Below are 25,012 nucleotides of genomic sequence, written 5' to 3' on the forward strand. Positions count from 1 at the left end.
GCGGTCTTTCGACCGGACCTGCCCGGCGGCCATGAGCCGCGAGGACTCGTGCCCTGTCCGTCACAGCATGACGTGTTTGACCTGGGTGTAGTCGAGCAGGCCGATGAGGGACAGGTCGCTGCCGCAGCCGGAGTGGCGCACGCCGCCGTGCGGCATTTCCGACACTGTGGTGCCGTGGGTGTTGACCCAGACGATGCCGGTGTGCAGCGCACGGCTCGCGCGCATGGCGCGGTCGTGGTCGCGGGTCCACACGCTCGCGGCCAGCCCCTGGGGGACGGCGTTCGCCATACGGAAGGCCTCGGACTCCTCGGTGAAGGGCTGGACGGTGACGACCGGGCCGAACACCTCGCTCTGCACGATCTCGTCCTCCTGCCGGACCCCGGATACCACTGTGGCCCGGTGGAAGAACCCGGGGCGGTCCAGGGCCGTGCCGCCGGCGATCACCTCGGCGTGGGCCGGGAGCCGATCCAGCAGCCCGCCCACCGTGGCGAGTTGGGCGGCGTTGGCGAGGGGACCGAAGTCGGTGTGTTCCTCGTCGGGAGCTCCGGGGGTCCGCCGTTCGGCCCGTTCGGCGAAGGCTGCCAGGAAGGCGTCGTGGATCCGCTGGTGGACCAGGATCCTCGTGGCGGCCGTGCAGTCCTGCCCCGCGTTGTAGAAGGCCAGCGCCGACAACTGCTCCACCGCATCGTCGAGATCGGCGTCCTCATGGACCAGCACGGGTGCGTTGCCGCCCAGTTCCAGGTGGAGCCGCTTGAGATCGGCGGCCGCCGCGGCGGCGATCTCCTGTCCGGCGCCGACACTTCCGGTGACGGCCACCAGCCGGACGTGCGGGTGGGCGACGAGGGAGCGCCCGGTGTCACGGTCCCCGCACACGACGTTGAGCACGCCGGGTGGCAGGTGCTCGGCGGCCAGCCCGGCCAGCAGCGCGGCGGAGGACGGCGTGGTGTCGGAGGGCTTCAGCACGACGGTGTTGCCGGCGGCGAGCGCGGGTGCGATCTTCCACACGGCCATCATCAGCGGGTAGTTCCAGGGGGTGATCTGAGCGCAGACGCCGACCGGCTCTCGGCGCAGGACGGAGGTGCGGCCCGGGGTGTACTCGGCGGCCGCGGCGCCCGGCAGGTTCCGCGCGGCTCCGGCGAAATACCGCAGTACGTCCACGATGGCGGGTAGTTCGTCCGCCAGGAACAGGACGCGCGGCTTGCCCGTGTCGGCGACCTCGGCATCCGTCAGTGGACCCGCGTGGCGCTCCACCGCGTCGGCGATGCGCAGCAGGGCCGTCTGCCGCTGCGCCGGAGTCGTGGCCGACCAGCCGGGAAGGGCCTCCTGAGCCGCCCGGCAGGCCGCGTCCACGTCCTCGGCGCCGGACAGCGGGGCCGTCGCGTGCAGGAGCCCGGTGGCGGGGTCGGTCAGGCGCAGGGTGGCCCCGGATCCTGCCGGCAGTTCCTTGCCGCCGATGTGGTTCAGGACCGTCGTGAGGGGAGCGGACTCAGCCACGGCGCAGTGCCTCCTCTGCGGCGGCGCGGCCGGTGCGGACGGCGCCTTCCATGTATCCGGCGACCCACTGGTCCGAGCCGCAGACGTAGAACGGTGGTTCGTGGGTGCCGTGCAGCGGGCCGACCGCCATGACCTCGCCCGGCGGCCACTGGGTGACGTACCCCTGGGTCCACGGGTCGGTGCCCCACAGCCGCAGGTGGCAGGCGGTCGGCCGGAGTGCCTGGTCGCCGAACATGGCGGCGATCTCGGCCAGCAGCTCGGGAGTGCGCAGTGGGGGAGGGGTGCCCAGCAGGACGCCGTAGCGCTCGGGCGGGATCAGCGCCGACAGGACGCCCTCGTTCTGCGGCCAGGTGCTGCCCAGGACCCCCTCGGCCTCGGACAGGCCGCTCAGACCGTCGGCACGCCAGAAGGGACGGTCGTAGACGGCGGCGAACTTCGCGGCCACGGCGTGCCGTTGGCGGTGCAGCGACGCCAGGCGGTCCTCGCTCACGCCGGTGACGAAGACGGAACGGAGCGGTCCCACCGGCAGGGCGCTCACCACCGCCGTCGCGGTGAGGACTTCGCCGGTGACCAGACGGACGGTGCAACGACCGGGTCGTATGTCCACGGCGGCGACGGGCGAGCCGAGGCGGACGCATGGTCCCAGCTCGCGGCCCATGATCTCGGCCAGCGTCGCCGAGCCCTCCGCCAGCCGCAGTCCTTCCCAGTCGTCGTAGTCGTAGTCGCCCGTGCCCGAGCCGGGGACCGCCGCGCTCTTGCGCAGTGCGGCGAGCAGCGAGATGCGCTCGTACGAGCCTCCTGCCAGGGCGAGTTGACCGATGTCCCACAGGCGTACCACGGCGGGCGTGGCGTGGCGGGAGCGCAGCCAGTCGGCCACGGACAGCCGGTCAAGTGCCGCCGCCTCCGGATGCGACCAGGGGTCGTCGGGGTCGACGGTGGCGGCCAGATGGCTGAACTCCGCGCCGAGTTGCTCGTGCCGGGCCATGTCGGCGGGGCCGAACCAGTGCGGTGGATCGCCGGCCGAGAGGCCCTCGGGCGTGGACCGGGTGATCAGGCCGGGCTCGGCGACGTAACTGGGTACCAGCTCCAGGCCGAGTTCCTTGGCGAGTTGCACGTACGCGGTGTGGCCCCGGCCGACCACTTCGCCGCCCAGTTGCACGGTACGGCCGTCGGCGGTACGGGTCTGCTCGACCCGGCCGCCGACGCGGTCCCGGGCCTCTAGGACGAGCACGTCGGTGCCGGCGGCTGCCAGGTCCCGGGCGGCGGCGAGCCCGGCGAGCCCGGCGCCGAGCACGATCACGTCGTGATGCATCGGAGTCGCTTTCGTGAGGGGAAGGCGGGTGGGGTCAGGCGAGGACCAGGCAGTGTTCCGGCCGCCAGCCGAACTCCACCGTCTCGCCGCCGCTCCAGCGGTCTTCCATGCGCGCGCGGGCCGTGTTCTGCTCCAGCACGGACAGGGTGACACCGGGGGCGAGTTCGAGGAGGTAGGTCGTGGTCGGGCCGCTGTAGACGGTCTCGCGGATCACCCCGCTCAGCGTCGCCATGCCCGGTTCGAAGTCGGACAGCCAGATCTTCTCGGGGCGCAGGGAGACGCTGACGGCGGCTCCCTCCGCGATGCCGGTCCGCGGGCCGACCGGCAGGGCCGGGCCCTGGTCGAGAGCGACCTCGCCGGCCCGGTAGGTGCCGGTCATCAGGTTGGACGTACCCATGAAGGAGGCGACGAACCGGCTGGCCGGGTGCTCGTAGACGTCCTCGGGGGTGCCGCACTGTTCGATGCGCCCCTCGTTCATCACGGCGATCCGGTCGGACATGGTCAGCGCCTCGTCCTGGTCGTGGGTGACGAAGACGAAGGTGATGCCGACCTCGCGCTGGATCTGCTTCAGCTCCACCTGCATCTGCCGCCGCAGCTTCAGGTCGAGGGCGGCCAACGGCTCGTCGAGGAGCAGCACGGCCGGCCGGTTGACGAGCGCGCGGGCCAGAGCGACGCGCTGCCGCTGGCCGCCCGAGAGGGTACGGGGCTTGCGGTCGGCGAGGCCGTCGAGCTGGACCAGTTCCAGCATCTCGCCGACGCGCCGGCGGATCTCGGCCTTCGCGACTCCTTTGCGCTTCAGCCCGAAGGCGACGTTGTCGGTGACGCTCAGATGGTCGAACAGGGCGTAACTCTGGAAGACCGTGTTGACGTTGCGCCTGTTCGGCGGCAGCGCGGTCACGTCCTCACCGGCGAGCAGCACCGAGCCCTCGGTGGGGTCGCTGAATCCGCCGATCATGCGCAGCGAGGTGGTCTTGCCGCAGCCGGAGGGGCCGAGGAGGGAGAAGAAGTGGCCGGCCTCGATGTCGAGGTCGAGGTGGTGGACGGCGTAGGAGTCCGCGAACTGCTTGGAGACTCCGTCGAGCCGGACGGCGGGGGTCGCGTCCATGGAAGTCACTCCCCGGAGAGGATGTCGAGGCCGCCGCGGCGGCCGAAGAGGCGCGGGATGAACAGGGCCAGGGCGATCAGGGCGACGGATCCCGCGAGCATCAGCGTGCCGACCGCGTTGATGGTGGGCTGGACCCCGAAGCGGATCGCCGAGTAGATCCGCACCGGCAGCGGCTGGGGGTCGACGCCGGTGGTGAAGTAGGCGAGGACGAAGTCGTCGAAGACCAGCGCGAAGATCAGTACGGCGCTGGCCAGTACGGCGGGCAGCAGGGCCGGGAGGGTGACCAGGCGTACCGCCTGCCAGCGGGTGGCGCCGAGGTCCATGGCGGCCTCCTCCACCTCCGGGTTCAGCGCGGCGACCCGGGAGCGGAGGATGACGGTGACGTAGGAGATGGAGAAGGTGATCTCGGCGAGCATCACCGTGCCGGTGGACAGGGCCACGCCCAGTCCCTTGAACAGCAGCATCGACGCGACCCCGGTCACGATCTCCGGCGTGATCAGCGGCACCAGCATGATCAGCCCGGCCAGCGAGCCGAGCCGGGTACGGCAGCGGACCAGGCCGAGCGCGAGCGCGACGCCGAGGACCACCGAACCGGCCATCGCCACCAGGGAGATCCGCAGACTGGTGCCCAACGAGGCGATCATCACGTCGTCGTGGACGAAGGCGCGGTACCAGCGAAGGCTGAACCCGCCGAAGACGGTCAGGGACTTCTTGGAGTTGAAGGAGAACAGGGCCACGACCGCGATGGGCAGGTAGAGCAGCGCGAAGAACATGGCGGTGACGGCGATCAGGACGCGCGGTTTGCGGTCGGCGCGGCCGCGCCGCGAGCGGCTCCGGGCGGCGGGACGGGCGGGGGCGGTGGCTGAGGGCAGGCGCAGCAGGGTCATCGGCGGGCCTCCGCCTCGTCCTTGCGGGTACGGCGCAGATAGCCGAACATCCCGATCAGCAGGACCAGCATCAGCAGCATCGTGAGCGCCGAGCCCAGTGGCCAGTTCTGGCCCTGGAAGAATTTGTCCTGGATGAGGTTGCCGATCATGATCTGGTCCGGTCCTCCCATGAGCTGTGCGCTGACGAAGTCGCCCATGGCGGGCAGGAAGACCAGGACGAGCCCGGCCGTCGCGCCCTGCCGGGTGGCGGGCAGCGTGACGAAGAAGAAGGTGCGGACCGGGCCGCCGTACAGGTCGCGGCCGGCCTCGATGAGGGAGACGTCGAGGCGTTCCAGGGCCGCGTACAGCGGGATGATCATGAAGACGACGAAGCCGTAGACGAGTCCCGCGACCACGCCGGCACCGGTGTTGAGGATCTTCGTGCTCCCGTCGGCCAGTCCCGCCGCGCGCAGGGCGCGCAGCACGGGTCCGTCGTCGGAGAGGACCACCGACCAGCCGTACATGCGGACCAGGTAGTTCGCGAAGAACGGCACCACGATCGCGGCGATGAGCGCGTGCTTGTAGCGGCCGCCGTACAGGGCGATGGTGTACGCCACCGGGTAGGCGACGAGCAGACAGATCGCGCAGGTCAGCAGGGCGTAGCCGAAGGAGCGGGCGAGGACTTCGGTGTAGGCGGGGTCGGCCAGGGCGCGTACGCCGGACAGGTCGAAGCCGAACCGCGGATTGCCGAGGTCGTCGGTGGTCCCTACGGCGAGGACGGCGACGAGCACCAGCGAGGCGATCAGGAACCCGGTCATCCACAAGGTGCCGGGCAGCATGAACCAGGTCCACATGCGGCTGCCGTCGGCGCCGCGCCGACGGGTGCGCGAGGAGAAGCGGAGCAGTGCCATGTCAGCCCGCCTTCACATGGGTCCAGGCGGTGTCGCGGGCATCCTCCGCGGCGCGGCTGCCGTTGCGGAAGAACAGGTCCGCCTTCAGGTCGTCCTCGGTGACGAGGCACTCGGGGAAGGGCTTGACCAGCTCGGCGTAGACCTTTTCGGAGCCGGCCACCGGCATCGGGTAGCCGATGTACTCGATGTTCTTCTTCACGTTCTCCGGCCGCAGCATGTAGTCGATGAACAGCATCGCGGTGCCCGGGTGCGGGGCGTTCCAGGGGATGGCGTAGCAGTCGGAGTTGATCGGAGTGCCCTCCCTGGGGGCCTCGAAGCCGAACACGGAGGGGTCTTTGGCCTGGTTGAGCATGGCGGCCATGTCACCGCTCCAGGCCTGCGTCATGACCGCGTTGCCGTTGAGGAGGTTGTTGTAGCTGTCGCTGGAGAAGCCGCGCAGCCGCGGTCGCAGGGTGCCCAGCAGGGAGGTGATGCGGTCGAGGTCGTCCCTGTCACCCGTACTGACCTTCAGGCCGAGCTCGAGGGCGCCCATGCCGAGCACCTCGTCCCGGTCGTCGAGCAGGAAGACCTTGCCCTTGGCCTTGTCGTTCCACAGGTCCTTCCAGGATCCGGTCAGCTCGCCGATCTTGTCCCGGCGCCAGCCGATGCCGGTCTTGTAGGCGGTGAAGGGAACGGTGTGCGCGGAGCCGGGGTCGTACCAGGGGTCGGCGAAATAGGCGTACCTGCCGAATATGGCGTGCGCGTTGCTGAGCTGCGAGTGGTCGATACGGCGCAGCCGGCCGCCGCGGACCAGACGCTGGGCCCACTTGGCGGTGGGGAAGATGATGTCGTAGCGGTTGCCCGCGTTGAGCTTGGCGACCATGCCTTCCATCGAGTCGAAGTTCGACTGGATGACCTTGACGCCGTACTCCTTCTGAAATCCCTTGAAAACGGACGGGTCGACGAAGTCGGCCCAGTTGAAGTAGACGAGGTCACCGTCGACGCGCGCCCGGACCGAGGCGAGCTGCTGGGCGTCGGGCGTTTTGGGGGGCATGAAGCCGCAGCCACCGACTGCGGCGCCGAGCAGGCCGCAGGCACCCGCTCGCAGTGCGGCGCGTCGGGTCGGTGGGAGTACTTCGGGGCACATCGGACGTCCTCTCCGTCGAGGAACGGCGCAACTCCAGGGCGGGACCGGCTGGTCGGCTCACGGAGGCCCTGACTCCGTAGTGAAGACCGGTCTGGGGAGGGTGCGTGCGTCGTGGGTCAGCGGGTGCCGGATAAGGACGACGGGAGGCGTACGGCGTGCGGGCGCGGCGAGGCCGCCTGGCCGGCGGGCGTCACGATGCGTCCCCTGCCAGGTCGTCCCGGACCCGGCGGGCGAACCAGCCGACGGCGGCCTCGCGCTGCGACAGCGGACCCGGCTCGAAGCCGGGCGTACGCAGGCCGGCCTGGACACGCTCCACGAGTTCGGCGTCCTCGTCGTTGGTGACCCAGCCGATGTGGATGTTCAGCCGCCGGGCCAGCCGGGTGCGGACGCTCTCCCCGTGCCGGGTGTAGAAAGCGCCGGGGATCGCCGCCCGGTCCTGGGCGGTGGGCAGGGCGGTCCACGCGAGCACGTGGTCAGGGTAGAAGTCGATGAGCGTGTTCGGGTAGATCACGGCGTAGCGCCACACGCGCCGGTCGGCTTCGGTCAGGCCCGGCATCGGGGTCGCCAGCCGCTGGTAGAGCCGCTCGGTCCAGTTGGAGGAGGGCTTGTCGCGCAGCGGGGACTCGAACAGTACGTAGTTCTCCCGCACGTCCACCGTGTACGCCTGGTAGTCGAGAAGACGCATGAGCGCGGGGTGGGCCACGGGGACGTGGTAGCCCTCGAGGTAGTTGTCGACGATCACCTTCCAGTTGGCGTTCTGCTCCTCGCCGCCGGACAGGTCGTGGATACGGTGCTTGCCGACGGGCACGAGGCCGGGCCCGGCATAGCGGCCGACGGCCTCGGCGAGCCCGGCGCAGCTCTCGGCGAGCGGAGTGGCCTCCATGTCGAGGTTGGCGAAGACGAAGCCGAGGAACGACTCCACATTGACCGGGAACAGGCCGAGCCGGGGCTTGTCGAGGCAGGGGATCCGGCGCGCCTCGGGGGCGCCGACCAGCCGTCCGTCCAGTTTGTAGGTCCAGCCGTGGTACGGGCAGCGGATCGCCTTGCCCGACGGTTCGGGGGCACTGACCAGGCGGGTGCCGCGATGCCGGCAGACGTTGAGGTGGGCGGCGAGGCCGCCGTCCTCGGTGCGGACGACGAGCACCTCCCGGCCGGCGACGGTGGCGGTCAGCCGTGCGCCGGGGCCGGGGAGATCGGATTCGTGGCAGACGAGCTGCCAGGACTTGGCGAAGATGCGTTCCGTCTCGGCCTCGGAGATGGCCGGATCCGTGTAGTAGCGCGCCGGAAGCGCTTCCCCGGGGCGTTCGAGGGGCGGCCCCGGCGGAACAGGGGCGACGACGCCGGCTGCCCGGGTGGTCGGGGGGTGCATACGGTCCTCCTCCGCGCCGCGGCGGCGGCGATGGGCGGTGAGGCTGTGCCCGGAAAGGCGGCAGGTGCGACTACCCGGACCTGCCGCGCATCCGGCTGACTAATTGGTTAGTCAGAGTGGGCTCGCTGCCGGGGCAAGTCAAGACTTGTGAGCTGACTAATTAGTTAGTTAGTGTCGTGGCAGGCGGATGGCCCGGGTCCCGCAGACGGATTCCCAGACGTATGCCGCAAGCCCCCCGACGTACGCCGCAAGCCCGCGGATCACCGTCCGCGTCACACCGGGCGTCCGGATCCGGACACCCACACAGCTCCTCGCACCGCGCGTCACGGCACCGGAGCATCCCCACCACGTCATTGCCGCGCCACCCCCGTTCCCCGGGCCACGACCCGGAAACGGTGCGAACCCGGAGGCACGCATGAGCGCTCGCCGAAGTCTCGTATGGCTCGGCCTCACACCGGAGCCCGAACAGGAACTGCCCACCGCGGTGGCCGCCCTGCGGGCCCCGGCCGACGCCCGCCCGCCGGCCGCCCTCGTCGCCGCCGAGCGGCACCGCGTCGAACGGCTGGTGCTGCGCGGCACCCAGCGCGGCTGGCTGCGCTACCTGCGGGAAGTCACCGACCTGGTCGTCGAGGCCGCCGCGGGATCCGCCACCGCCGACCCACGGGCGGCGCTGGTGGCCGGCGAGGTCGTCCTCGATCACCACCGCATGCTGATCGGCCTGCCCGGGGCGGGCTATGCACGAACGGCCACACAGCGGCGGGATCTGGAAGGGGCGTTGGCGCGGCTGAGATCCCGTAACGGCACCGATCCCTCAGGCCCCTTCGGCCCCTCTGGGCCTTCGGACCCCTGTTGCCTCCAGCCCCCCTTCGGCCACTCCGAGCCCAGGAGCACCGCATGACCGGCGTCTTCTCCCTCCTCCCCGAAGGTCGGCCCGGCCTCCTCGACCCGCTGCTCTCCGGTGCCCGGATGCCCGGCGGCACAGAGGACATCTCCACCTATCTGGCCGCCGGCGGTTACGCGCCACTGACCGTGACCGACCGGTTGCTCGACCGGATCGCCGCGGCGGGCCTGCGCGGCCGCGGCGGGGCCGGATTCCCCGCCGCGGTCAAGCTCCGCGCCGTCCGCGACGCACCCGGCCCGCCCGTGGTCGTGGCCAACGGCGAGGAGGGCGAACCGGGGTCGGTGAAGGACCGGTGGCTGCTGCGTCACCGGCCGCACGTCGTGCTGGACGGCATCCGGCTGGCCGCGGCCATGACCGGTGCCGAGCGCGGCTTTGTGTATCTCTCCGACGCCCACGCCGAGCGGGCCGTGTGCCGGGCACTGGCCGAGTGTCCCCCCCATCTGCGCATCGACGTCGTCCGCGCGGAGCACACCTACGTGGCGGGGGAGGAGACCGCGGTCGTACGACGTATCGAGGGCGGCCCGGCACTCCCCACGGCGAAACCCCCGCGCCCGTTCCAGAGCGGTGTGGGTGGCGCCCCCACCCTCGTCGCCAACGCCGAGACGTTGGCCCGTGTCGCGGTGATGTACTCGCGTCCCGACGCCGCCGCTGCCATTGCCGGTACCCATCTGGTGACCCTCTCGGGTGGCGATGGCGCCGCCGCCCTGGTGGAGGTGCCCGCCGGTACGCATCTGAAGGTCCTCGCCGACCTGTGCGGGCACGGCAGAGCCGGGGCGGTCCTGCTGGGCGGCCTGTTCGGTGGCCTGTACGGCCACGGCTGGACGGACCTGCCGCTCGACCACGACCGCCTGAACACGGCCGGCGCCGCCCTCGGCTGTGGAGCGCTGCATTTCCTGCACCCCCGGGACTGCCCGGTCGCCGTCGCCACCGAAGCCGCCGCCTATCTCGCGGCGCAGAGCGCCCGGCAGTGCGGTGTCTGCGTCGCCGGCACCCGGGCGCTGGCCGGAACCCTCACGGCCGTCGCACGCGGCGAGGCCGGCGGCGACACGGCCGACAAGCTGCACCGCTGGTCCCGGCAACTGCCCGGTCGCGGGGCCTGCGGGCTGCTCGACGCCGCCGCCCGCGTCGTCGGCACCCTTCTCGCCCACTTCCCGGACCGCGTCCACGCCCACAGCGGCTCCGTCTGCGCCGCCTGTCAAGGCGGGACACCGGAGGACGGGCGCCGATTCACGGTTCCGGTCCCCTGACCCGAGGCCCGGCCTTCGCCCCGCACCCTCACCCAGCGCACCGAAAGGACCGCACCATGAAACTCCTGCTGGACTCCACCCGCTGCCAGGGCTACGGCCTGTGCCAGGAACCCGCGCCCGAGCTGATCGAACTGGACGATTGGGGATATGCGCAGGTGCGCGAGAGCGCCGTCCCGCAGGACGGCGAGGAAGCCGCCGCTGCCGCCGTCGCCGCCTGCCCCAACTCCGCTCTGCGGCTGGTGAAGTGACATGGGACGCGATCTGTCGGCACTCTTCGACCCCGTGTCCGTCGCCGTCGTCGGAGCCAGCGACGACCCCGCCAAATACGGCCACGCCATCGCCGCCCAGGCCATCCGCGCCGACGGCCGCCGGCCCGTGCACCTGGTCAACCGGCGCGGCGGCACGGTCCTCGGCCGAACCGCCGCCCCCAGCCTCACCGCGATCGGCGAGCCCGTCGATCTGGCCGTGGTCTCCGTGCCCGCCGCCGGCTTCGAGGACGCCGTCGACGAGGCCCTGCGGTGCGGTGCCCGGGCGATCGTCGCCATCACCGCCGGCTTCGCCGAGACCGGTGACGCGGGGCGGGCACGCCAGCACGCCGTCGCCGAGCGGGTGCGCGCGGCCGGTGCCGTGATGGTCGGGCCCAACTGTCTGGGGATCGCCGACAACACCACCGACCTCTTCCTGGCCTCCGACACCTTCACGCCCGGCGGCATCGCGCTGCTCAGCCAGAGCGGCAACCTCGCCCTCGAACTCCAGCTCCGCTTCGCCTCGCACGGACTCGGCTTCTCCCGCTTCGTCTCGCTCGGCAACCAGGCCGACGTCACCCTCGTCGACCTGCTCGCCGACTGCGCCCGGCACGAGGGCACCCGGGCCATCGCCGTCTACGCCGAGGACTTCGCCGACGGCCGCGCCTTCGCCGAGGCGGCCGCCGAGGCCGGGAAACCCGTGGTACTGCTCACCGCCGGACGCGGCGACGCCTCGGCGCGCAGCGCCCAGTCGCACACCGGGGCGCTGACGACCTCCGCCGACGTGGTGACCGCGGCCTGCCGAGACGCAGGTGTGGAACTCGTCGCCACCCCCCGCGAACTGGCCGTCGGGCTGGCCGCGTTGAACGGTGGACGCCGGGCGGCCGGCCGACGGGTCGCCGTGCTGACGGACGGCGGCGGCCACGGTGTCATCGCCGCCGACTGCGTGGAGGCGGCCGGTCTGACCGTGCCCGAACTCCGGGAGCCCACCCGGCAGCACCTGCGCGAGGCCCTGTGGGAGCAGTCGGCCGTCGCCAACCCGGTGGACCTCGCCGGGATGGGCGAGCAGGACCCCGGCTCCTACGTGAAGACCGTCGACGCACTGCTTGCGGCCGAGGAGGTCGACGCCGTCCTGATGACCGGCTACTTCGGCGGCTATGCGGCAGCCGAGGGCGGGCTCGGCGGCGGAGGCACGGTGCTCGCGGACGGGGAGCAGGCGGCCGCGCGGCTCATCGCCGGCCGGCACCGCGCCACGGCGAAGCCGCTGGTGGTGCAGTCCATGTATCCCGAATCCCCGAGCTGCCGCACCCTCGCCGCGGCCGGCATCCCGGTCTTCGCCGCCACCGAGGACGCCGCCCGCGCCCTCGCGGCGACGGCACCCGGCACACCGCGCGCCGGCGTCCTGCCTCTCCCGAGGCCCGCACTCCCCTTGGGCGAGAGCGGCTACATGGAGACGCGCAGGGCCCTCGAAGAGGCAGGACTCGCCTTCCCCGTCGCGTGCGAGATCCACGACGAGGCCGGACTGCTGGCCGTGACGGAGGAGTTCACCGGGCCCTATGTCCTCAAGGCCCTCCATCTGCTGCACAAGTCCGACGCGGGCGGAGTGGCACTCGGCCTGGCCGGACCCGGCGAACTGCTCACCGCCTTCCGCGAGATGCACGCGCGGCTCGGCGCCCCCTCCTACTCGGTGGAAGCCATGGCGGACCTGACCGACGGCATCGAGCTGATCGTCGGCGTCAACCGGGACCCGCACTTCGGCCCCGTCGCCATGGTCGGCCTGGGCGGAGTGCTGGCCGAGGCACTGCACGACGTCGCCTTCACCCTGGCACCCGTGCCCGCCGACCGCGCCCTGAACCTGCTGCGCGGACTGCGCACCGCCGCCCTCCTCGACGGGGTGCGCGGCAAGCCGCCCGTCGACGTCGCCGCGGCGGCCGCGGCCGTCGAGACGATCACGGCGTTCGCCGCCGCCCACCCGGAGATCGCCGAGCTGGAGGTCAACCCCCTTCTCGTACGCCCCCGCGGCGTCCTCGCCCTCGACTCCCGCGCCGTACTCGCCTGACCCAGCCGCACGCCGTTCCCCCGACCGAAGAGGCCCCCATGGACATGCGCTACACCCCCGAGCAGGCCGACCTGAAGCGTCGCGCCGCCGAGTACGCCCGGCTGCTGATGCGTTACGAGGACCAGTCCGAGCAGGCCGGCGGGCCCCTGCCGCAGCAGCTCGTCGCCGAACTGACCCGGGCCGCGATGGAGGCCGGCGTCTACGCCATCAACATGCCGGCCGAGTGGGGCGGAGCCGGTCTGAGCCTCCTCGACCAGGTCATCGTCGAGGAGGAGTTCGGCAAGGTCACCAACTGCCTGTGGGACATCCCCTGGCGGCCCGCCAACGTCCTCGCGTACGGCGACGAGCGGCAGCGCGAGAAGTACCTGCTGCCCGTGATCCGCGCGGAGAAGTTCGACGCGTTCGCCGTCACCGAGCCGGGCGCGGGCTCGGACCCGTCCTCCGGCACCTCCACCGCCACCCGCACCGAGGGAGGCTGGCTGCTCAACGGGGAGAAGTGGTTCGTCACCTGCGGCGACATCGCCGACTTCCTGCTGGTGCAGGCCGACGCGGGACCCGACCGGCTGCCAACGCTGTTCTTCGTGGACAGGACCGCGCCGGGCGTCGAGATGACACGGGTCCCGCACTTCATGCACTCCGCCGTCAACGGGCACCCCGAGTTCACCTTCACCGACGTGTTCGTGGCGGACGAGGACGTGCTCGGCGGAGTCGGCAACGGTTATGAGCTCACCAAGGAGTGGTTCACCGACGAACGCCTGATGATCGCGGCACGCACGGTCGGTGCGGCCGAGCGCGCCCTGCAACTCGCCCGTGACTGGGCCGTGGAGCGCAAGCAGTTCGGCGCCCCGATCGCCTCGTACCAGCTGATCCAGGGCATGCTCGCCGACTGCGCCGTGGACATCGCCGTCAACCGCGCGTACACCCACCAGGTCGCCTGGGAGGCGGATCAGCCGGACACCGACCGCAAGACGCTGCACGCCAAGGCCTCCACCGCCAAGCTCGCCGCCAGCGAGGCCGCCGGCCGGGTCGCGGACCGCTGTCTGCAGATCTTCGGCGGACGCGGCTACGACCGCACCTTCCCCGTCGAGCGCATGTACCGCGAGCTGCGCGTGGACCGGATCTGGGAGGGCACCTCCGAGATCCAGCGCCTGATCATCGCCAACGAGCTCATCAAGCGCGGCACCCGCGCGCTGGCCCTGCCGACGCACTGAACCCCCGCCACCAACTCCCGCCGGGAACCCCCGAACCCGCACCGAACAGCGAGGACATCCATGGACTTCCGCCTCACCCCGCGCCAGGCACGGCTCAAGGCCGACGCACGTGCCCTCACCGACTTCATCGCCGCCTACGAGATGCAGTGCGAGGAGAACAACGGCCTGCCCTCCGACGTCCACGCGAAGATCCGTGACGCGGTGCTCGAGTCCGGCCTCCAGGCGGTCAACATGCCGGCCGAATGGGGCGGCGCCGGACTCACCATCGCCGAGCAGGTCACCGTGCAGGAGGAGCTGGGGCGGCTCACCGGCGCCCTGTGGGACATGGTGTGGCGGCCCGCCAACGCGCTCAGGTTCTGCACCCCCGAGCAGCGCGAGCGCTTCCTCGTCCCGGTCATCAGGGGCGAGCGGCGCGACTGCTACGCCGTCACCGAGCCCGGCGCGGGATCGGACCCGCAGAACCCGGCCACCACGGCCACGAAGAACGACCGGGGCTGGGTGCTCAACGGCGAGAAGTGGTTCGTGACCGTCGGCGACCACGCCGACTTCGTGATCGTGCTCGCCGCGGCCGGCCCGGAGCGCGCACCGACGCTGTTCCTCGTCGACAAGGACACCCCCGGTATCGAGATGACACGCGTGCCGCGCTTCATGCACACCTTCGTCTACGAGCACCCCGAGTTCACCTTCACCGACGTCCAGGTGAGCGACGACGCCGTGCTCGGCGGCATCGGCGAGGGCTACGACATCACCCGTTCCTGGTTCACCGAGGAGCGCCTGATGATCGCGGCCCGGACCATCGGCGCGGCCGAACGGGCACTGGAGCTGGCCCGTGACTGGGCGGTGGAGCGCGAGCAGTTCGGCGCCCCGATCGCCTCGTACCAGCTGATCCAGGGCATGCTCGCCGACTGCGCCGTGGACATCGCCGTCAACCGGGCCTACACCCACCAGGTCGCCTGGGAGATCGACCAGGCCTCGGTCGAGGACCGCAAGAGGCTGCACGCCAAGGCGGCCATCGCCAAACTCTCGGCGAGCGAGGCCTCGGGCCGCGTGATCGACCGCTGTGTGCAGATCCACGGCGGGCGCGGCTACGACCGCTCGTACGCCGTCGAGCGGCTCTACCGCGAACTGCGCGTCGACCGGATCTGGGAGGGCACCTCCGAGATCCAGCGGCTGATCATCGCCAACGAACTCATCAAGCGGGGCACGGGCGTTCTGGACCTGCCGGTCGGTTGATCCGCCGGACCAGGCGGCCCGAGACAGCCCGGACGGGAAAGGGAAGACGGATGACCGACATCGAGCGCGTGGGAATCGTCGGCTGCGGCCTGATGGGGGCCGGCATCGCCGAGGTCTGTGCGCGTGCCGACGTGCCGGTGACGGTCGTCGAACGCGACGCCGAGGCGGCCCGGGCGGGCCTGTGGCGCATCACCCGCTCACTCGACCGGGCCGCCGCGCACGGCAGGCTCAGCGCCGAGCGGCGCGAGGCGGCCACGGCCCTGATCACGGTGGTCGACCAGATCGAGGCCCTGGAGGGCCACGACCTGGTCATCGAGGCGGTGGCGGAGGACGAGGACCTCAAACTCGACGTCTTCACCCGCCTCGACTCCGTGATCACCGGCGACGACGCCATCCTCGCGACCAACACGTCCTCCATCCCGGTCATCCGGCTGGCCACCGCGACCAGCCGCCCCGACCACGTCGTCGGCGTGCACTTCTTCAACCCGGTACCGGTCCTGCGGCTCGTCGAACTCGTCCCGTCGCTTCTCACCTCGGCCGAGACCGCGGCACGGGCCGAGGACTTCGTGACGGGCACCCTCGGCAAGGAGGTCGTCCGGACCCAGGACAAGGCCGGATTCATCGTCAACGCGCTGCTCGTCCCGTACCTTCTGGCCGCCATCCGCATGGTGGAGTCGGGCAGCGCGACCGTCGAGGACATCGACCGGGGCATGGTCCTCGGCTGTGCGCACCCTCTCGGCCCGCTGGCCCTGACGGACCTGATCGGCCTGGACACCACGCGCGCCATCGCCGAGTCGCTCTATGCGGAGTTCCGCGAGCCGCTGTACTCACCACCGCCCTTGCTGTCCCGCATGGTGGAGGCGGGCCTGCTGGGACGGAAGTCGGGGCGCGGCTTCCACACGTACGCAAAGCCCCGTCCCGGGGCGGCGATACCGCTGGGCCGGCCGTGAGGGAAAATGGCCATGGCGTACGACCACCGAACGAGGGGAGCCGTAGGGTGTCGACCAAGGTGCGCACGGCTGACACGCGCGAGCGCATCCTGACCGCGGCGTGCGAGGTCATCGCCGAGATCGGCTTCGAGAAGATCCGGATGCGCATGGTCGCCGAGCGGGCCGGCGTGTCCACGGCGCTGCTCCACTACCACTTCGACACGCGCGAGAAGCTGTTCACCGAGGCGATGACCCACTCCTTCGCCAACACCGCCGTCGACGTGGAACGCGACGCGGGGGAGGCTCCTGCGGCCGTCATCCTGGCCCGCATCGTACGCAACCTGCTGCCGACCGATCCGGAACTGCACCAGGACTGGCGGCTCTGGCAGGAACTGTGGGTCCGGGCGCTGCGCGACGAGGCCACCCGGGCCTATGCCGTGGACCTGTACGCGCAGCTGCACGCCTGGGTGGCCGACGCGGTACGCCGTGGCATCGCGTCCGGCGAGTTCACGCCGACCGACGTGGACGACCTCTGCACGCTTGTGCTGTCCCTGAGCGACGGCTACGGCATCCGCCTGATGCTGCGCGATCCCACGGTCACGCTGGACGGCGCGCTCACCTCCATCTGGCGCCATGTGTCCGCCGCGCTCGGCCTGCCTGGCACCGTGCCGACGGGCTGACGACGGCGGCTACCGGATGCGGCGGGTGGCCACAGTGGTCCACCGGCACCATGACCACCCGTGAATTCGGGTTCGCGGTTCACCCGTCACGGTCGCGCGCCTGCGCGGAGCTCCAGGACCGCTGGTGGAGCCGATCGACTCCGTCGAGGAGGAGGTCGAGGGCGAACTCGAACTCGAACTGGTCGTCGCAGGTGCTGCCGACGACGGAGCCGGGGTCGTGGGCGCCCGCGGTGGCGATCTCGACGATGTGCGGGTAGCGCACGGCGAGGTCGCGGAACACGATCTCGCGCAGTTCCGGATCGGCGGGCGGCGGAGCGGTGGGGAACACCTCCTGGGTGAAGCCCCACATCCTGCTGCCGAGCGCGTGCATCGCGTGGTGTGTGAGGTCGGCGGAGAGTCCCCCGGCGCGGAAGGTGCCGATGAGGGAGTTCATATGGTCCAGGACCGCCGGTGAGGGGGCGGTCCTGGACTCGATCACCTGCGGCGCCCATGGATGACGGAGCAGGGTCTGCCGCGCTGAGAGGACGCGTCGTCGGACCGCCTGTTTCCAGCCGGAGTCCTCGCAGGGCGGGGCGATCTCCCCGATGACGACGTCGACCATGCCGTCGAACAGCTCCTCCTTGTTCGCCACGTGCTTGTAGAGCGCCATCGGCACCACCCCGAGCTCCTGCGCCAGCCGGCGCATGCTCACCGCGTCGATGCCGGATCTGTCGGCGAGCGCGACCGCGGTGCGCAGGACGAGGCCCCGGCTGAGTCGTGCCCGGCCGGCCGGCCGGGCGGCTTCGGCAGTGGCGTCCGACTGGGCCGGTGCGGGGCGGGGCGCTCGGTCGCTTGACACGGTGTACAGCGTACACCTAGCCTCGCTGGCTCCGGAGGTGTACGCCGTACACCTTCGCCCACCGTCGAGAGGTCGCCATGACATCCACTCGAAGAAGCGCCGCCGTCGCCGGTGTCCTGTTCCTCGTCACCCACATCACATCGGTGACGGCACTGGTCCTGTACGGGCCGGCCCTCGACCACCCCCGCTTCATCACCGGCTCGGGAGCACAGGCGCCGGTGATCCTCGGGGCCTTTCTCGAGGTGGTGCTGGCGCTGTCGATCGTCGGCACCGCCGTCACGCTGTTTCCCGTCGTCAAGCGCACGAGCGAAGCAGTGGCGCTCGGCTATGTCGGGCTGCGCACCCTGGAAGCGGGCGTCGTCGCCGTCGGCGTGGTACCGATGCTCGCCCTGGTGACCCTCCGCCGCGATCTCGCCCCCCATTCGGGCGCCGTCCCTCTCGGGCAGGCGATGGTCGCCCTCCACAACTGGACCTTCTTGGTGGGTCCGAGTCTGGTGTGCGGAACCAACACCGTGCTCCTGGCCCACTTGCTGTACCGGTCCCGGCTCGTGCCCCGGTTCATCCCCGTGCTGGGACTCATCGGCGGTCCGCTGGTCTTCGCCTCGGGAGCTGCTCAGATGTTCGGCCTCATCGACCAGATCTCGGTCTGGGCCGCGCTCGCGGCCGTCCCCGTGTTCGCCTGGGAGGTCTGCCTCGCCCTGGTCATGCTCATCAAGGGCTTCCGGGCCCCGGTCGCGGCCCACCCCGTCCCGGCCCCGTCCCCGACCCACCCGCAGCCGTCGACGTTGTAGTCGGACTCGCGTGTGGTCGCCCCGGCGGGGCGACCACACATGCGCCGAACTGCTCCGCCTGCCTCAGAACCCGGGCGGGCGACCTCGAGGACGCCGGGCCGGACCGGCAGCCGCCGTGCGGGCGACGGCACACCCACCAGGCCGCTGTGCGCTCACCGGGCCACGGAGGTACGGGGCGGGCATCCCGTCCGGCGTGCCGTCGACGCACGTCCGCCCGGCGCCTCGTATCGCCTCACTCCCGCCAGCGCGGCGAGCACGGCGTCGTTGGCCTCGTGGCTGCCGACGGTGAGCCGGAGTCCCTCGCCGGGGTAGTGGCGCGTCTGGACACCGGCGTCGGTGAGTGCCGCGGCGCCCTCGTCGATCGGATCGGGGGCGGCGAGCCAAACGGAATTGGCGTGGCCCGGGCGTACGTGCCAGCCGAGGTCGAGCAGGGCGTGCCGGAGCCGTTCGCGTTCGGCGACGAGGGTGTCCACACGTAAGCGCAACTCGCTGTCGGCCCGCAGTGAGGCCTCCACCGCCGCCGCTGCCACCGCGTTGATCCCGAAGGGCAGCTGTTGCCGACGGATCCGCGCCACCAGGTCGCAGGCGCCCAGTCCGTAGCCGACCCGCAGGGCGGCGAGGCCGTAGGCCTTGGAGAAGGTACGCAGGACCAGCAGGTTGGGGTGTGCGCGCAGGAGCGCGGGCGTATCCGGCAGGTCGGCGCCGCGGGCGAACTCCACGTACGCCTCGTCGAGGAGCACGGTGACATGCCGGGGCACCAGTCGCAGGAACGCCGACAGATCGTCCGCGGTGACGAGGCTTCCCGTGGGGTTGTGCGGATTGCACAGCACCACAACCCGGGTACGGTCGTCGAGCGCCGCGAGCAGGGCGCCCAGATCCTGGTGTCCGTCCGGGGACAGGGGTACGGGAACGGGCCGGGCGCCGACCATGGCGGCCAGCAGCGGATACGCGTCGAAGGTCCGCCAGGCGTAGACCATCGCATCGCCGCGTTCGACGACCGCCTGAAGCAACTGCAGCGCCACGCCCACCGATCCGCTGCCCACCACGACGTGGTCCGGGGCCATCCGGCACCATGCGGCGATCCGCTCGGTGAGGTCGTCGGGATAGAACTGGGGGTACCGGTGAGCCTGTGCGACGGCCTGTTGCATCGCCTTCCGCACCGAGGGCAGCGGAGGGTACGGGCTCTCGTTGAGGGCCAGCCGGTGCAGCACGGGGACGCCCATCAGGCATCCCCGCCGCCCTGCCAGCGGACGGCGACGGCACCGGCGAAGTCGCCCGCGTGGGCGAAACCCCCGAGCACCACCAGGTCGCCGTCCTCGACCTGCCGTGACCGGATGGCGCGGTCCAGGGTGATCGGGATCGCCGCTCCGAACAGATTCCCGTACTGCTCGAAGGTGTTCAGGTGCCGTTCGGCCGGCAGTTGCAACGCCTCTCGCCAGTTCCGCAGGAAGGTGCGGTTGGGCTGGTTGGTGATCAGGACGTCGATGTCGGTGGTTGCCACGCCGATCCGCCGGCACAGGTCCGTGACCACCTCGGGGACGAGCCGGTTTCCGCGTGCGAGGACCTTGGCGAGGCTGGAGTCGGTGAATCCGATCCGCAGCTGGGACTTTCCCGGCTCCCAGTACTTGCGGCCGTCGTCGACCGCCACGGTCATGTCCCCCGCGTACTCGCCGATGTGCCGGGTCTCCACGTCGAGAACCGGCGTGCCGGCCGACGTCGTCACATATCCCACGCCGCAACCGTCGCCCGGAATCGCGGCCTGGGCGAGCCCGCGCACCTCGGACTGGGTGAAGCACTGACCGGCGGCGCTCTGCGCATTGCAGATCAGCGCCGTCTTCGCATCGGTGGTGGTGAGGATCTGCCGGGCCAGCTTCAGCATGTACACGAAGGACGCACAGCCGGCGTTGGCCACGTCCACGAGCCACTCCGGGTTCAGGCCCAGCCGGCGTGCCACCTCGGTGCCGGCGCCCACGAACGGCAGGTCCGGCAACTGGCTGTGCACCAACAGCACGTCGACACCTCGGATCTCTTCCCTGCCGTGCCGCTCGATCAGAGGCTGTACCGCTCGTTCGACCATGTCCGCGTTGGTCTCGTCCGGTGCCACGTGATGCCGTGACGACGGCACCTTGAACATGGGGTGGTTGCGGAGCTTGTCCTCGGCTCCGGGGTACTCGGTGTAGAACTCCGCGGGTACCGGCTCACCGGGGAGATAGCTTGCGACGTCCGTGAGACTGACCGTGGTCATCGCGCCACCGCCGTCGCCGGAGCCACGCCGACCGGCAGACCATTGCGGTGGCGGTGTTCCAGGATCGCCTTGAGGTTGTTCATCTCCACGGTGTGCCCCGCGTAGAACAGGTCCCAGTAGTCGCCCACCCAGGGCCGGTCCGGGCGGGGCGTCATCTCAGGGTGCGGGTTGGCGTCGTAGTAGGGGTGCCGGCAGTTGGTCCAGGTGATCACCGATCCCGGCTTGTCGAGCACCAGACGGGCCGGCACGACGCGCATCAGGTAGATCATCCACAGCTGCTCTCCCTGGTCCCAGGAGCAGTGGTAGTCCACGGTCATGGCTTCCGGGTTGGCGACGACCTTGCAGTAGATCCGGGTGTCCTCCTCGAGCAGGTCGTGCCCCACCCACAGCCCCGGCGTGCCGGCGGGCGCGAAGTTCCGCAGGCTGTAGGTCCACTCCTCCAGGTGGTGGCCTTGGCGCAGGTAGTCGTAGGTCAGCTCAGGGGGGCAGTCGACGTACTCGTGGATGGTGCAGTACCGCCCGTAGACCTGATGGTGCGGGTAGACGGCGTGGGTGAGCTCCATGCAGTGGGCGGTCAGCTCCTCCTTGCCGGCGTTCTCGAACCGCATCAGGCCGGGGATGTCAGCCAACGTGGACGACTCCTCGCTCATCTGAATTCTCCTTGCTGTGGGGGCGTTCGGTGCTGTCGGTGGCTCGGGTGAAGGACTGAAAGGGAAGGAACGGAGGGATCTCCCCCGGGTCGCAGTCCAGCGCGACGAAGGCCGGGCCGGTGCTCGTGTTGCTGCGCAGCAGTGCCCTGCGCAACTGCGCCGGGTCATCGGCTCCGGTGACGTCGAGGGACGGGAAGGCAGCGGCCACCCCGGCGGCGATGTCCGTCCGGCCGAACAGGTCGTCACCGCGGGTGCCGTTCTGGAGGAACTCCTCGCGCACCGCGCACATGGCGTGGGCGTTGTTGTTGAAGATGACGAAGGTCACGGGCGCGGCGTGCTCCACGGCCGTGTGCACTTCCATCCCGTGCATGAAGAAGGACCCGTCGCCGGCGAGTACATAGGTGCGTCGCCCGGTGGCGAGCGCGGCGCCGATGCCGGCACCGAAGGTGTAGCCCATGCCGCCCATGCCGACCGCGACCACGAAGCGGCCGTGCCGCGGCGCCGGGAGGAGATGGACCGCGCTGGCCCCTGCGTTCCCCGCGTCCACGAAGACATGCGCGTCCCCCGGGAGTGCCGCCTCCACCGCGGCGACCGCCTGGGCGTAGGGGATGGTTCGCCCGCGGGCCTGGGAAACCGGGCTCGGCATCGGCACTACGGGGAGGGGACCGGCGTGCCGGGGACAGGCACGTGAGCGCGGCGGGAGTCGGCCGGTCACCGCGCGCAGCGCGTCCCGCAGGTTTCCGCCCAGTGTGCCGGCCGGCACGAACGGAGGCTCGGGACCGAGGCACACGACTTCGGTGGCGGCCAGGGCCTGGTCCAGGCCGCCGCGCGCCAGAAGAGGCAGTCGGGTACCGACCAGCACGCACACGTCGGCCCGCCGCAGACACGTCTCGACATTGGCATGGCCCATCACCCCGGCCACTCCGGCGAACCGGGGATCACGGTTGTCGAAGACATCCTTGGCGTCGGGCGTGACCGCCACCCACGCCCCGAGGCGGCGGGCCAGTTCGGCCAGTTCCGCACGCGCGTCCGCGGCGGCGACCTCTTCACCGGCGATGACGAGGACGCGGTCAGCCCCGCGAAGGGTGTCCGACACGGCGGTGAGGGCCGCGCTGTCGAGCCGTGCCGCCGACACCGTGGGCGTGGGCATCGACACCGGAAGCGGCACGCCCGGCGTCGGACTGCCCGGTGCCGGCACCGGGCCGCGGCCGGGTAACCGGATCTGCGCTTGCTGTACGTCCTTGGGCAGCAGCAGCACCGCCGGACCCGGCGGTTCGCCCTGTGCTGCCGCCATCGCCCGGGGCAGCAACTCCATGAGCGAGTCCGCGTCCTCGACCCGGGCGCAGAACCGGGAGACCGGTGTGAAGACCGCCCGGGCGTCGAAGGAACCACCCTTGCCACTGGAGTCCTGGAAAGCCCCGTGGCCGTCCTGGCCGGTCGGCGGCTGGCCCACCAGGGCCAGCACGGGCACCCGGGAGGCGTACGCCTCGGCCAGGCCCGGTATCAGATTCATCGCCCCTCCGCCCGAGGTGGCGGCAACGACGCCCAGGCGCCTGGTGGTTCGTGCGTATCCGTCGGCCATCGTGACGGCGGAGAACTCGTGCTTGGCGACGACGCCGCGGACCCTGCCGCCGCGGTGAACGGCGTCATACAGATCCTCGATGTTCGCGCCGCCGACGCCGAAGACGTGGGTGACGCCCGCCCTGGCGAGTTCCCCGGCCAGGTAGTCGACCAGGCGTACCGTCCCCGCCTCGGGCAGGTCGGAGGTCGTGGTGGTCATGCGGGACTCCTGTGCGTCTCGTGGTGCCGGTCGATGAGACCGGAGGGCGAGATGACCTGAAAGCGGTGCCGGTACTCCTTCGGGGTGAGTCCGAGGGTCCGTCCGAAGGAGCGGAAGAAGGTCTCCGGGGCGGCGAATCCGCAGCGGCCCGCTATCTGGCTGATCGTCAGATCGGTGGTTTCCAGCAGTTCGCGCGCGCGGGCGATACGCGTCCGCTCGACGTACTGGCCAGGGGTCGTGCCCACTTCGCGCCTGAAGACGCGGGCGAAGTTTCGCGGGCTCATGTTGGCCCGCCGGGCGATGTCGGCCACGGATAATGGATTGTGCAGATTGTCCAGAATCCACTCCTGTGCCGCGCGGATCGGCGGATGATCGGCCAACTGGGCGTCGAGGACGGCGCTGAACTGGGACTGCCCTCCGTGCCGTTTGAGGAACAGCACCAGAAACCGCGCCGTCTCCAGCGCGAGGGCCGCACCGTGGTCGGCCTCCACCAGCGCCAGCGCCATGTCGATCCCGGTCGACACGCCTGCTGAGGTCACGAAGGGGCCGTCCCAGACGAAGATCGGCTCAGCGTCCACCTTCACGTCCGGATAGCGGCGGGCCATCGCCTCGCAGTACGCCCAGTGCGTGGTGGCGCGTCTGCCGTCCAGAAGGCCCGCCTCGGCCAGCAGAAACGATCCGCCGCATACGGAGGTGACCCTGCGCGACCGGGCCGCCGCCCGGCCGATCCAGGAGACCAGCGTCTGGTCCCGGAGCGCCTCGCTGAGACTCCATCCGCCCGGCACGAGGAGCGTGTCGATCGGTCCCCGCCCCGCCTCCAGGGGCGAGGCTTCCACGCTCACTCCTGAACTCGTGCGCACCAGTGGTGCGTCGGCGGAGACCAGTTCGACCCGGTAAGGGCCCGCCGACGGGGGAAGGAGCCGGTTTGCGGTATCGAACACTTCAATCGGACCGGTGATGTCCAGCGCCATCGCGCCCGCGTACACCACCACCACAACACGTCGCTCTAACACGGTCACAGCCTGTATCGGGAATCCCACTGGCTGCAATGACAGATTACTGACGTATCCGGCCAACAGGCGGTCGCCGGATGGGGGAGAGGGGCGCCGACCAGGCGATTTGCGCGCGGGAACCGACACTGCCGGGTGAGGCAGCTCACAGCCGGTCGGCTCGTCTCAGACGCGGCGCACCCGGTCAGCCGAGTCTGAGAAGGCCGGCTTCGGCGACGGCGCGGCCGAAGGGGCTCGCGAGTTCGCAGAGACGCTCACAGCCGACGTCCCCGAGGGCGGCGTAGGCGGGAAGGGCCAGGCGGTCGGTGCGGTCCTCGATGTGCCCGCGCAGGCGTACGCCCTCCGGGCTGAGGGAGTCGCCGTCGAGCAGACCTCGCTCGCGCAGGCGCTCCTGGGTGCCGGTCCACTGCTCCTCGGGCCATGCGCGGCTCGCCTTGAGGAAGCCGACCGGAACCTCACCGGTGGCGGCGTGCAGAATCAGGGCCTCCAGCCCTCCGACGCCCTCGCTCAGCAGGCACGCGACATGGCCGTCTCCGCGGAATTCCCGGAGCAGCGTCTGGGCGTGCCACAGCCGCAGTACCGGCTCCTCCGGCCAGGGCAGTGCGGCATGGGCGGCGAACAGCGGGCGGCCCTGCGCATGTTCGCAGGCGGCCTCGGCGGCCCGGCGGGTCAGGTCCAGGACCTCGTCCAAGCCGGGAAGCTCGTGGATACCCGCCCGCCGCAGGGCCTCGCCCGCCGCGGCGTACCGCGCGTCCAGCACCTGTTGCGGTGTCGTAGCGTCCCAGACTCCGTCGACCGCCTGCCGTACGGCATCGGGGTTGAAGTTGTAGAAGGTCGAGATGATCAGCTCGGCGGATGCCCGGCCGAACGCGGCGCTCCGGGAGGCGAAGTACCCGGCGCGTCCGTTCAGTCCGAGGTCCGCGTACCGTCGCCTTCCCTCGGGGACGAAGTAGATCATGCCGTGCACGGGCTCGAGGCGGCGCCAGGCCGCGCGCGCTGACTTCACGGGG

Annotated in this window: 23 protein-coding genes; 9 read left to right on the top strand and 14 right to left on the bottom strand. The window is 71.1% G+C overall.

The genetic code is table 11. The annotated features are described in order from the left end of the window. Positions 1-60 precede the first annotated feature (60 nt). The 7 genes from LZ604_RS13910 to LZ604_RS13940 form a co-directional block, all read right to left on the bottom strand. Positions 61-1,494, bottom strand: a complete 1,434-nt coding sequence (locus LZ604_RS13910) for an aminobutyraldehyde dehydrogenase (RefSeq protein WP_234515381.1) — start codon at positions 1,492-1,494, stop codon at positions 61-63. Next, positions 1,487-2,806: a flavin monoamine oxidase family protein gene (locus LZ604_RS13915; RefSeq protein ID WP_234515382.1), complete on the bottom strand. Its 1,320-nt coding sequence runs from the start codon at positions 2,804-2,806 to the stop codon at positions 1,487-1,489. The genes LZ604_RS13910 and LZ604_RS13915 overlap by 8 nt, the downstream gene beginning before the upstream one ends. A gap of 34 nt (positions 2,807-2,840) precedes the next feature. Continuing rightward, entirely contained in the window at positions 2,841-3,911 is a 1,071-nt protein-coding gene (locus tag LZ604_RS13920) for an ABC transporter ATP-binding protein (protein WP_234515383.1), read from the bottom strand. Positions 3,912-3,916: 5 nt separating this feature from the next. Then, a complete protein-coding gene (locus tag LZ604_RS13925; RefSeq protein ID WP_234515384.1) occupies positions 3,917-4,798 on the bottom strand; it encodes an ABC transporter permease in 882 nt (293 codons plus the stop codon). Next, on the bottom strand, positions 4,795-5,688 hold the full coding sequence (locus LZ604_RS13930; protein ID WP_234515385.1) for an ABC transporter permease: 894 nt from the start codon (positions 5,686-5,688) through the stop codon (positions 4,795-4,797). The genes LZ604_RS13925 and LZ604_RS13930 overlap by 4 nt, the downstream gene beginning before the upstream one ends. Before the next feature lies 1 nt (position 5,689). After that, complete coding sequence (locus tag LZ604_RS13935) at positions 5,690-6,721, bottom strand: polyamine ABC transporter substrate-binding protein (RefSeq protein ID WP_234515386.1); 1,032 nt, start codon at positions 6,719-6,721, stop codon at positions 5,690-5,692. Between the two features lie 283 nt (positions 6,722-7,004). Then, a complete protein-coding gene (locus tag LZ604_RS13940) occupies positions 7,005-8,183 on the bottom strand; it encodes an aromatic ring-hydroxylating oxygenase subunit alpha (protein ID WP_234515387.1) in 1,179 nt (392 codons plus the stop codon). 415 nt (positions 8,184-8,598) lie between these two features. Between LZ604_RS13940 and LZ604_RS13945 the strand changes: the two genes are divergently transcribed. The 8 genes from LZ604_RS13945 to LZ604_RS13985 are packed head-to-tail and all read left to right on the top strand — an operon-like array spanning position 8,599 to position 16,688. After that, positions 8,599-9,081 carry a hypothetical protein gene (locus tag LZ604_RS13945; protein WP_234515388.1) on the top strand — a complete coding sequence of 161 codons (483 nt, stop codon included), beginning with the start codon at positions 8,599-8,601 and terminating at the stop codon, positions 9,079-9,081. Further along, positions 9,078-10,331: an NADH-ubiquinone oxidoreductase-F iron-sulfur binding region domain-containing protein gene (locus tag LZ604_RS13950; protein WP_234515389.1), complete on the top strand. Its 1,254-nt coding sequence runs from the start codon at positions 9,078-9,080 to the stop codon at positions 10,329-10,331. Before LZ604_RS13945 ends, LZ604_RS13950 begins: the two co-directional genes overlap by 4 nt. Positions 10,332-10,387: 56 nt before the next feature. Continuing rightward, complete coding sequence (locus LZ604_RS35710; RefSeq protein ID WP_267971330.1) at positions 10,388-10,579, top strand: ferredoxin; 192 nt, start codon at positions 10,388-10,390, stop codon at positions 10,577-10,579. A gap of 1 nt (position 10,580) precedes the next feature. Further along, the gene (locus LZ604_RS13965; RefSeq protein ID WP_267971331.1) at positions 10,581-12,635 is read left to right on the top strand and encodes an acetate--CoA ligase family protein; all 2,055 of its coding nucleotides are present in this window, start codon (positions 10,581-10,583) and stop codon (positions 12,633-12,635) included. A 38-nt stretch (positions 12,636-12,673) separates the two neighbouring features. After that, positions 12,674-13,846 carry an acyl-CoA dehydrogenase family protein gene (locus LZ604_RS13970; RefSeq protein WP_234515390.1) on the top strand — a complete coding sequence of 391 codons (1,173 nt, stop codon included), beginning with the start codon at positions 12,674-12,676 and terminating at the stop codon, positions 13,844-13,846. Positions 13,847-13,906: 60 nt separating this feature from the next. Then, entirely contained in the window at positions 13,907-15,079 is a 1,173-nt protein-coding gene (locus LZ604_RS13975) for an acyl-CoA dehydrogenase family protein (RefSeq protein ID WP_234515391.1), read from the top strand. 50 nt (positions 15,080-15,129) lie between these two features. Further along, entirely contained in the window at positions 15,130-16,029 is a 900-nt protein-coding gene (locus LZ604_RS13980; protein WP_234515392.1) for a 3-hydroxybutyryl-CoA dehydrogenase, read from the top strand. 47 nt (positions 16,030-16,076) lie between these two features. Next, entirely contained in the window at positions 16,077-16,688 is a 612-nt protein-coding gene (locus LZ604_RS13985; protein ID WP_234515393.1) for a TetR/AcrR family transcriptional regulator, read from the top strand. 79 nt (positions 16,689-16,767) lie between these two features. On the opposite strand, the gene LZ604_RS13990 is transcribed toward LZ604_RS13985, so the two are convergent. After that, the gene (locus LZ604_RS13990; protein ID WP_308283581.1) at positions 16,768-17,526 is read right to left on the bottom strand and encodes a TetR/AcrR family transcriptional regulator; all 759 of its coding nucleotides are present in this window, start codon (positions 17,524-17,526) and stop codon (positions 16,768-16,770) included. A gap of 77 nt (positions 17,527-17,603) precedes the next feature. Here LZ604_RS13990 and LZ604_RS13995 point away from each other — a divergent pair, with 77 nt between their 5' ends. Beyond that, complete coding sequence (locus LZ604_RS13995; protein ID WP_234515394.1) at positions 17,604-18,317, top strand: DUF4386 domain-containing protein; 714 nt, start codon at positions 17,604-17,606, stop codon at positions 18,315-18,317. 152 nt (positions 18,318-18,469) lie between these two features. Here LZ604_RS13995 and LZ604_RS14000 read toward each other — a convergent pair whose 3' ends face one another. The 6 genes from LZ604_RS14000 to LZ604_RS14025 form a co-directional block, all read right to left on the bottom strand. Next, positions 18,470-19,540, bottom strand: coding sequence for a histidinol-phosphate transaminase (locus LZ604_RS14000; RefSeq protein WP_234515395.1), 1,071 nt, complete (start codon positions 19,538-19,540; stop codon positions 18,470-18,472). Continuing rightward, entirely contained in the window at positions 19,540-20,562 is a 1,023-nt protein-coding gene (locus tag LZ604_RS14005; protein ID WP_234515396.1) for a 3-oxoacyl-ACP synthase III family protein, read from the bottom strand. The genes LZ604_RS14000 and LZ604_RS14005 overlap by 1 nt, the downstream gene beginning before the upstream one ends. Then, positions 20,559-21,212 (bottom strand): SRPBCC family protein, encoded by a 654-nt coding sequence (locus LZ604_RS14010; RefSeq protein WP_234515397.1) that lies wholly within the window; start codon positions 21,210-21,212, stop codon positions 20,559-20,561. The genes LZ604_RS14005 and LZ604_RS14010 overlap by 4 nt, the downstream gene beginning before the upstream one ends. Next, positions 21,184-22,992 carry a thiamine pyrophosphate-binding protein gene (locus LZ604_RS14015; protein WP_234515398.1) on the bottom strand — a complete coding sequence of 603 codons (1,809 nt, stop codon included), beginning with the start codon at positions 22,990-22,992 and terminating at the stop codon, positions 21,184-21,186. Before LZ604_RS14015 ends, LZ604_RS14010 begins: the two co-directional genes overlap by 29 nt. Continuing rightward, positions 22,989-24,005 (bottom strand): GlxA family transcriptional regulator, encoded by a 1,017-nt coding sequence (locus LZ604_RS14020; RefSeq protein ID WP_234515399.1) that lies wholly within the window; start codon positions 24,003-24,005, stop codon positions 22,989-22,991. Before LZ604_RS14020 ends, LZ604_RS14015 begins: the two co-directional genes overlap by 4 nt. Positions 24,006-24,186: 181 nt before the next feature. Next, positions 24,187-25,008 carry an SCO6745 family protein gene (locus LZ604_RS14025; RefSeq protein ID WP_234515400.1) on the bottom strand — a complete coding sequence of 274 codons (822 nt, stop codon included), beginning with the start codon at positions 25,006-25,008 and terminating at the stop codon, positions 24,187-24,189. Positions 25,009-25,012 lie beyond the last annotated feature (4 nt).

Origin of the sequence: Streptomyces glomeratus, assembly GCF_021462825.1 — a bacterium.
In the GTDB taxonomy this organism is placed as follows: domain Bacteria; phylum Actinomycetota; class Actinomycetes; order Streptomycetales; family Streptomycetaceae; genus Streptomyces; species Streptomyces glomeratus.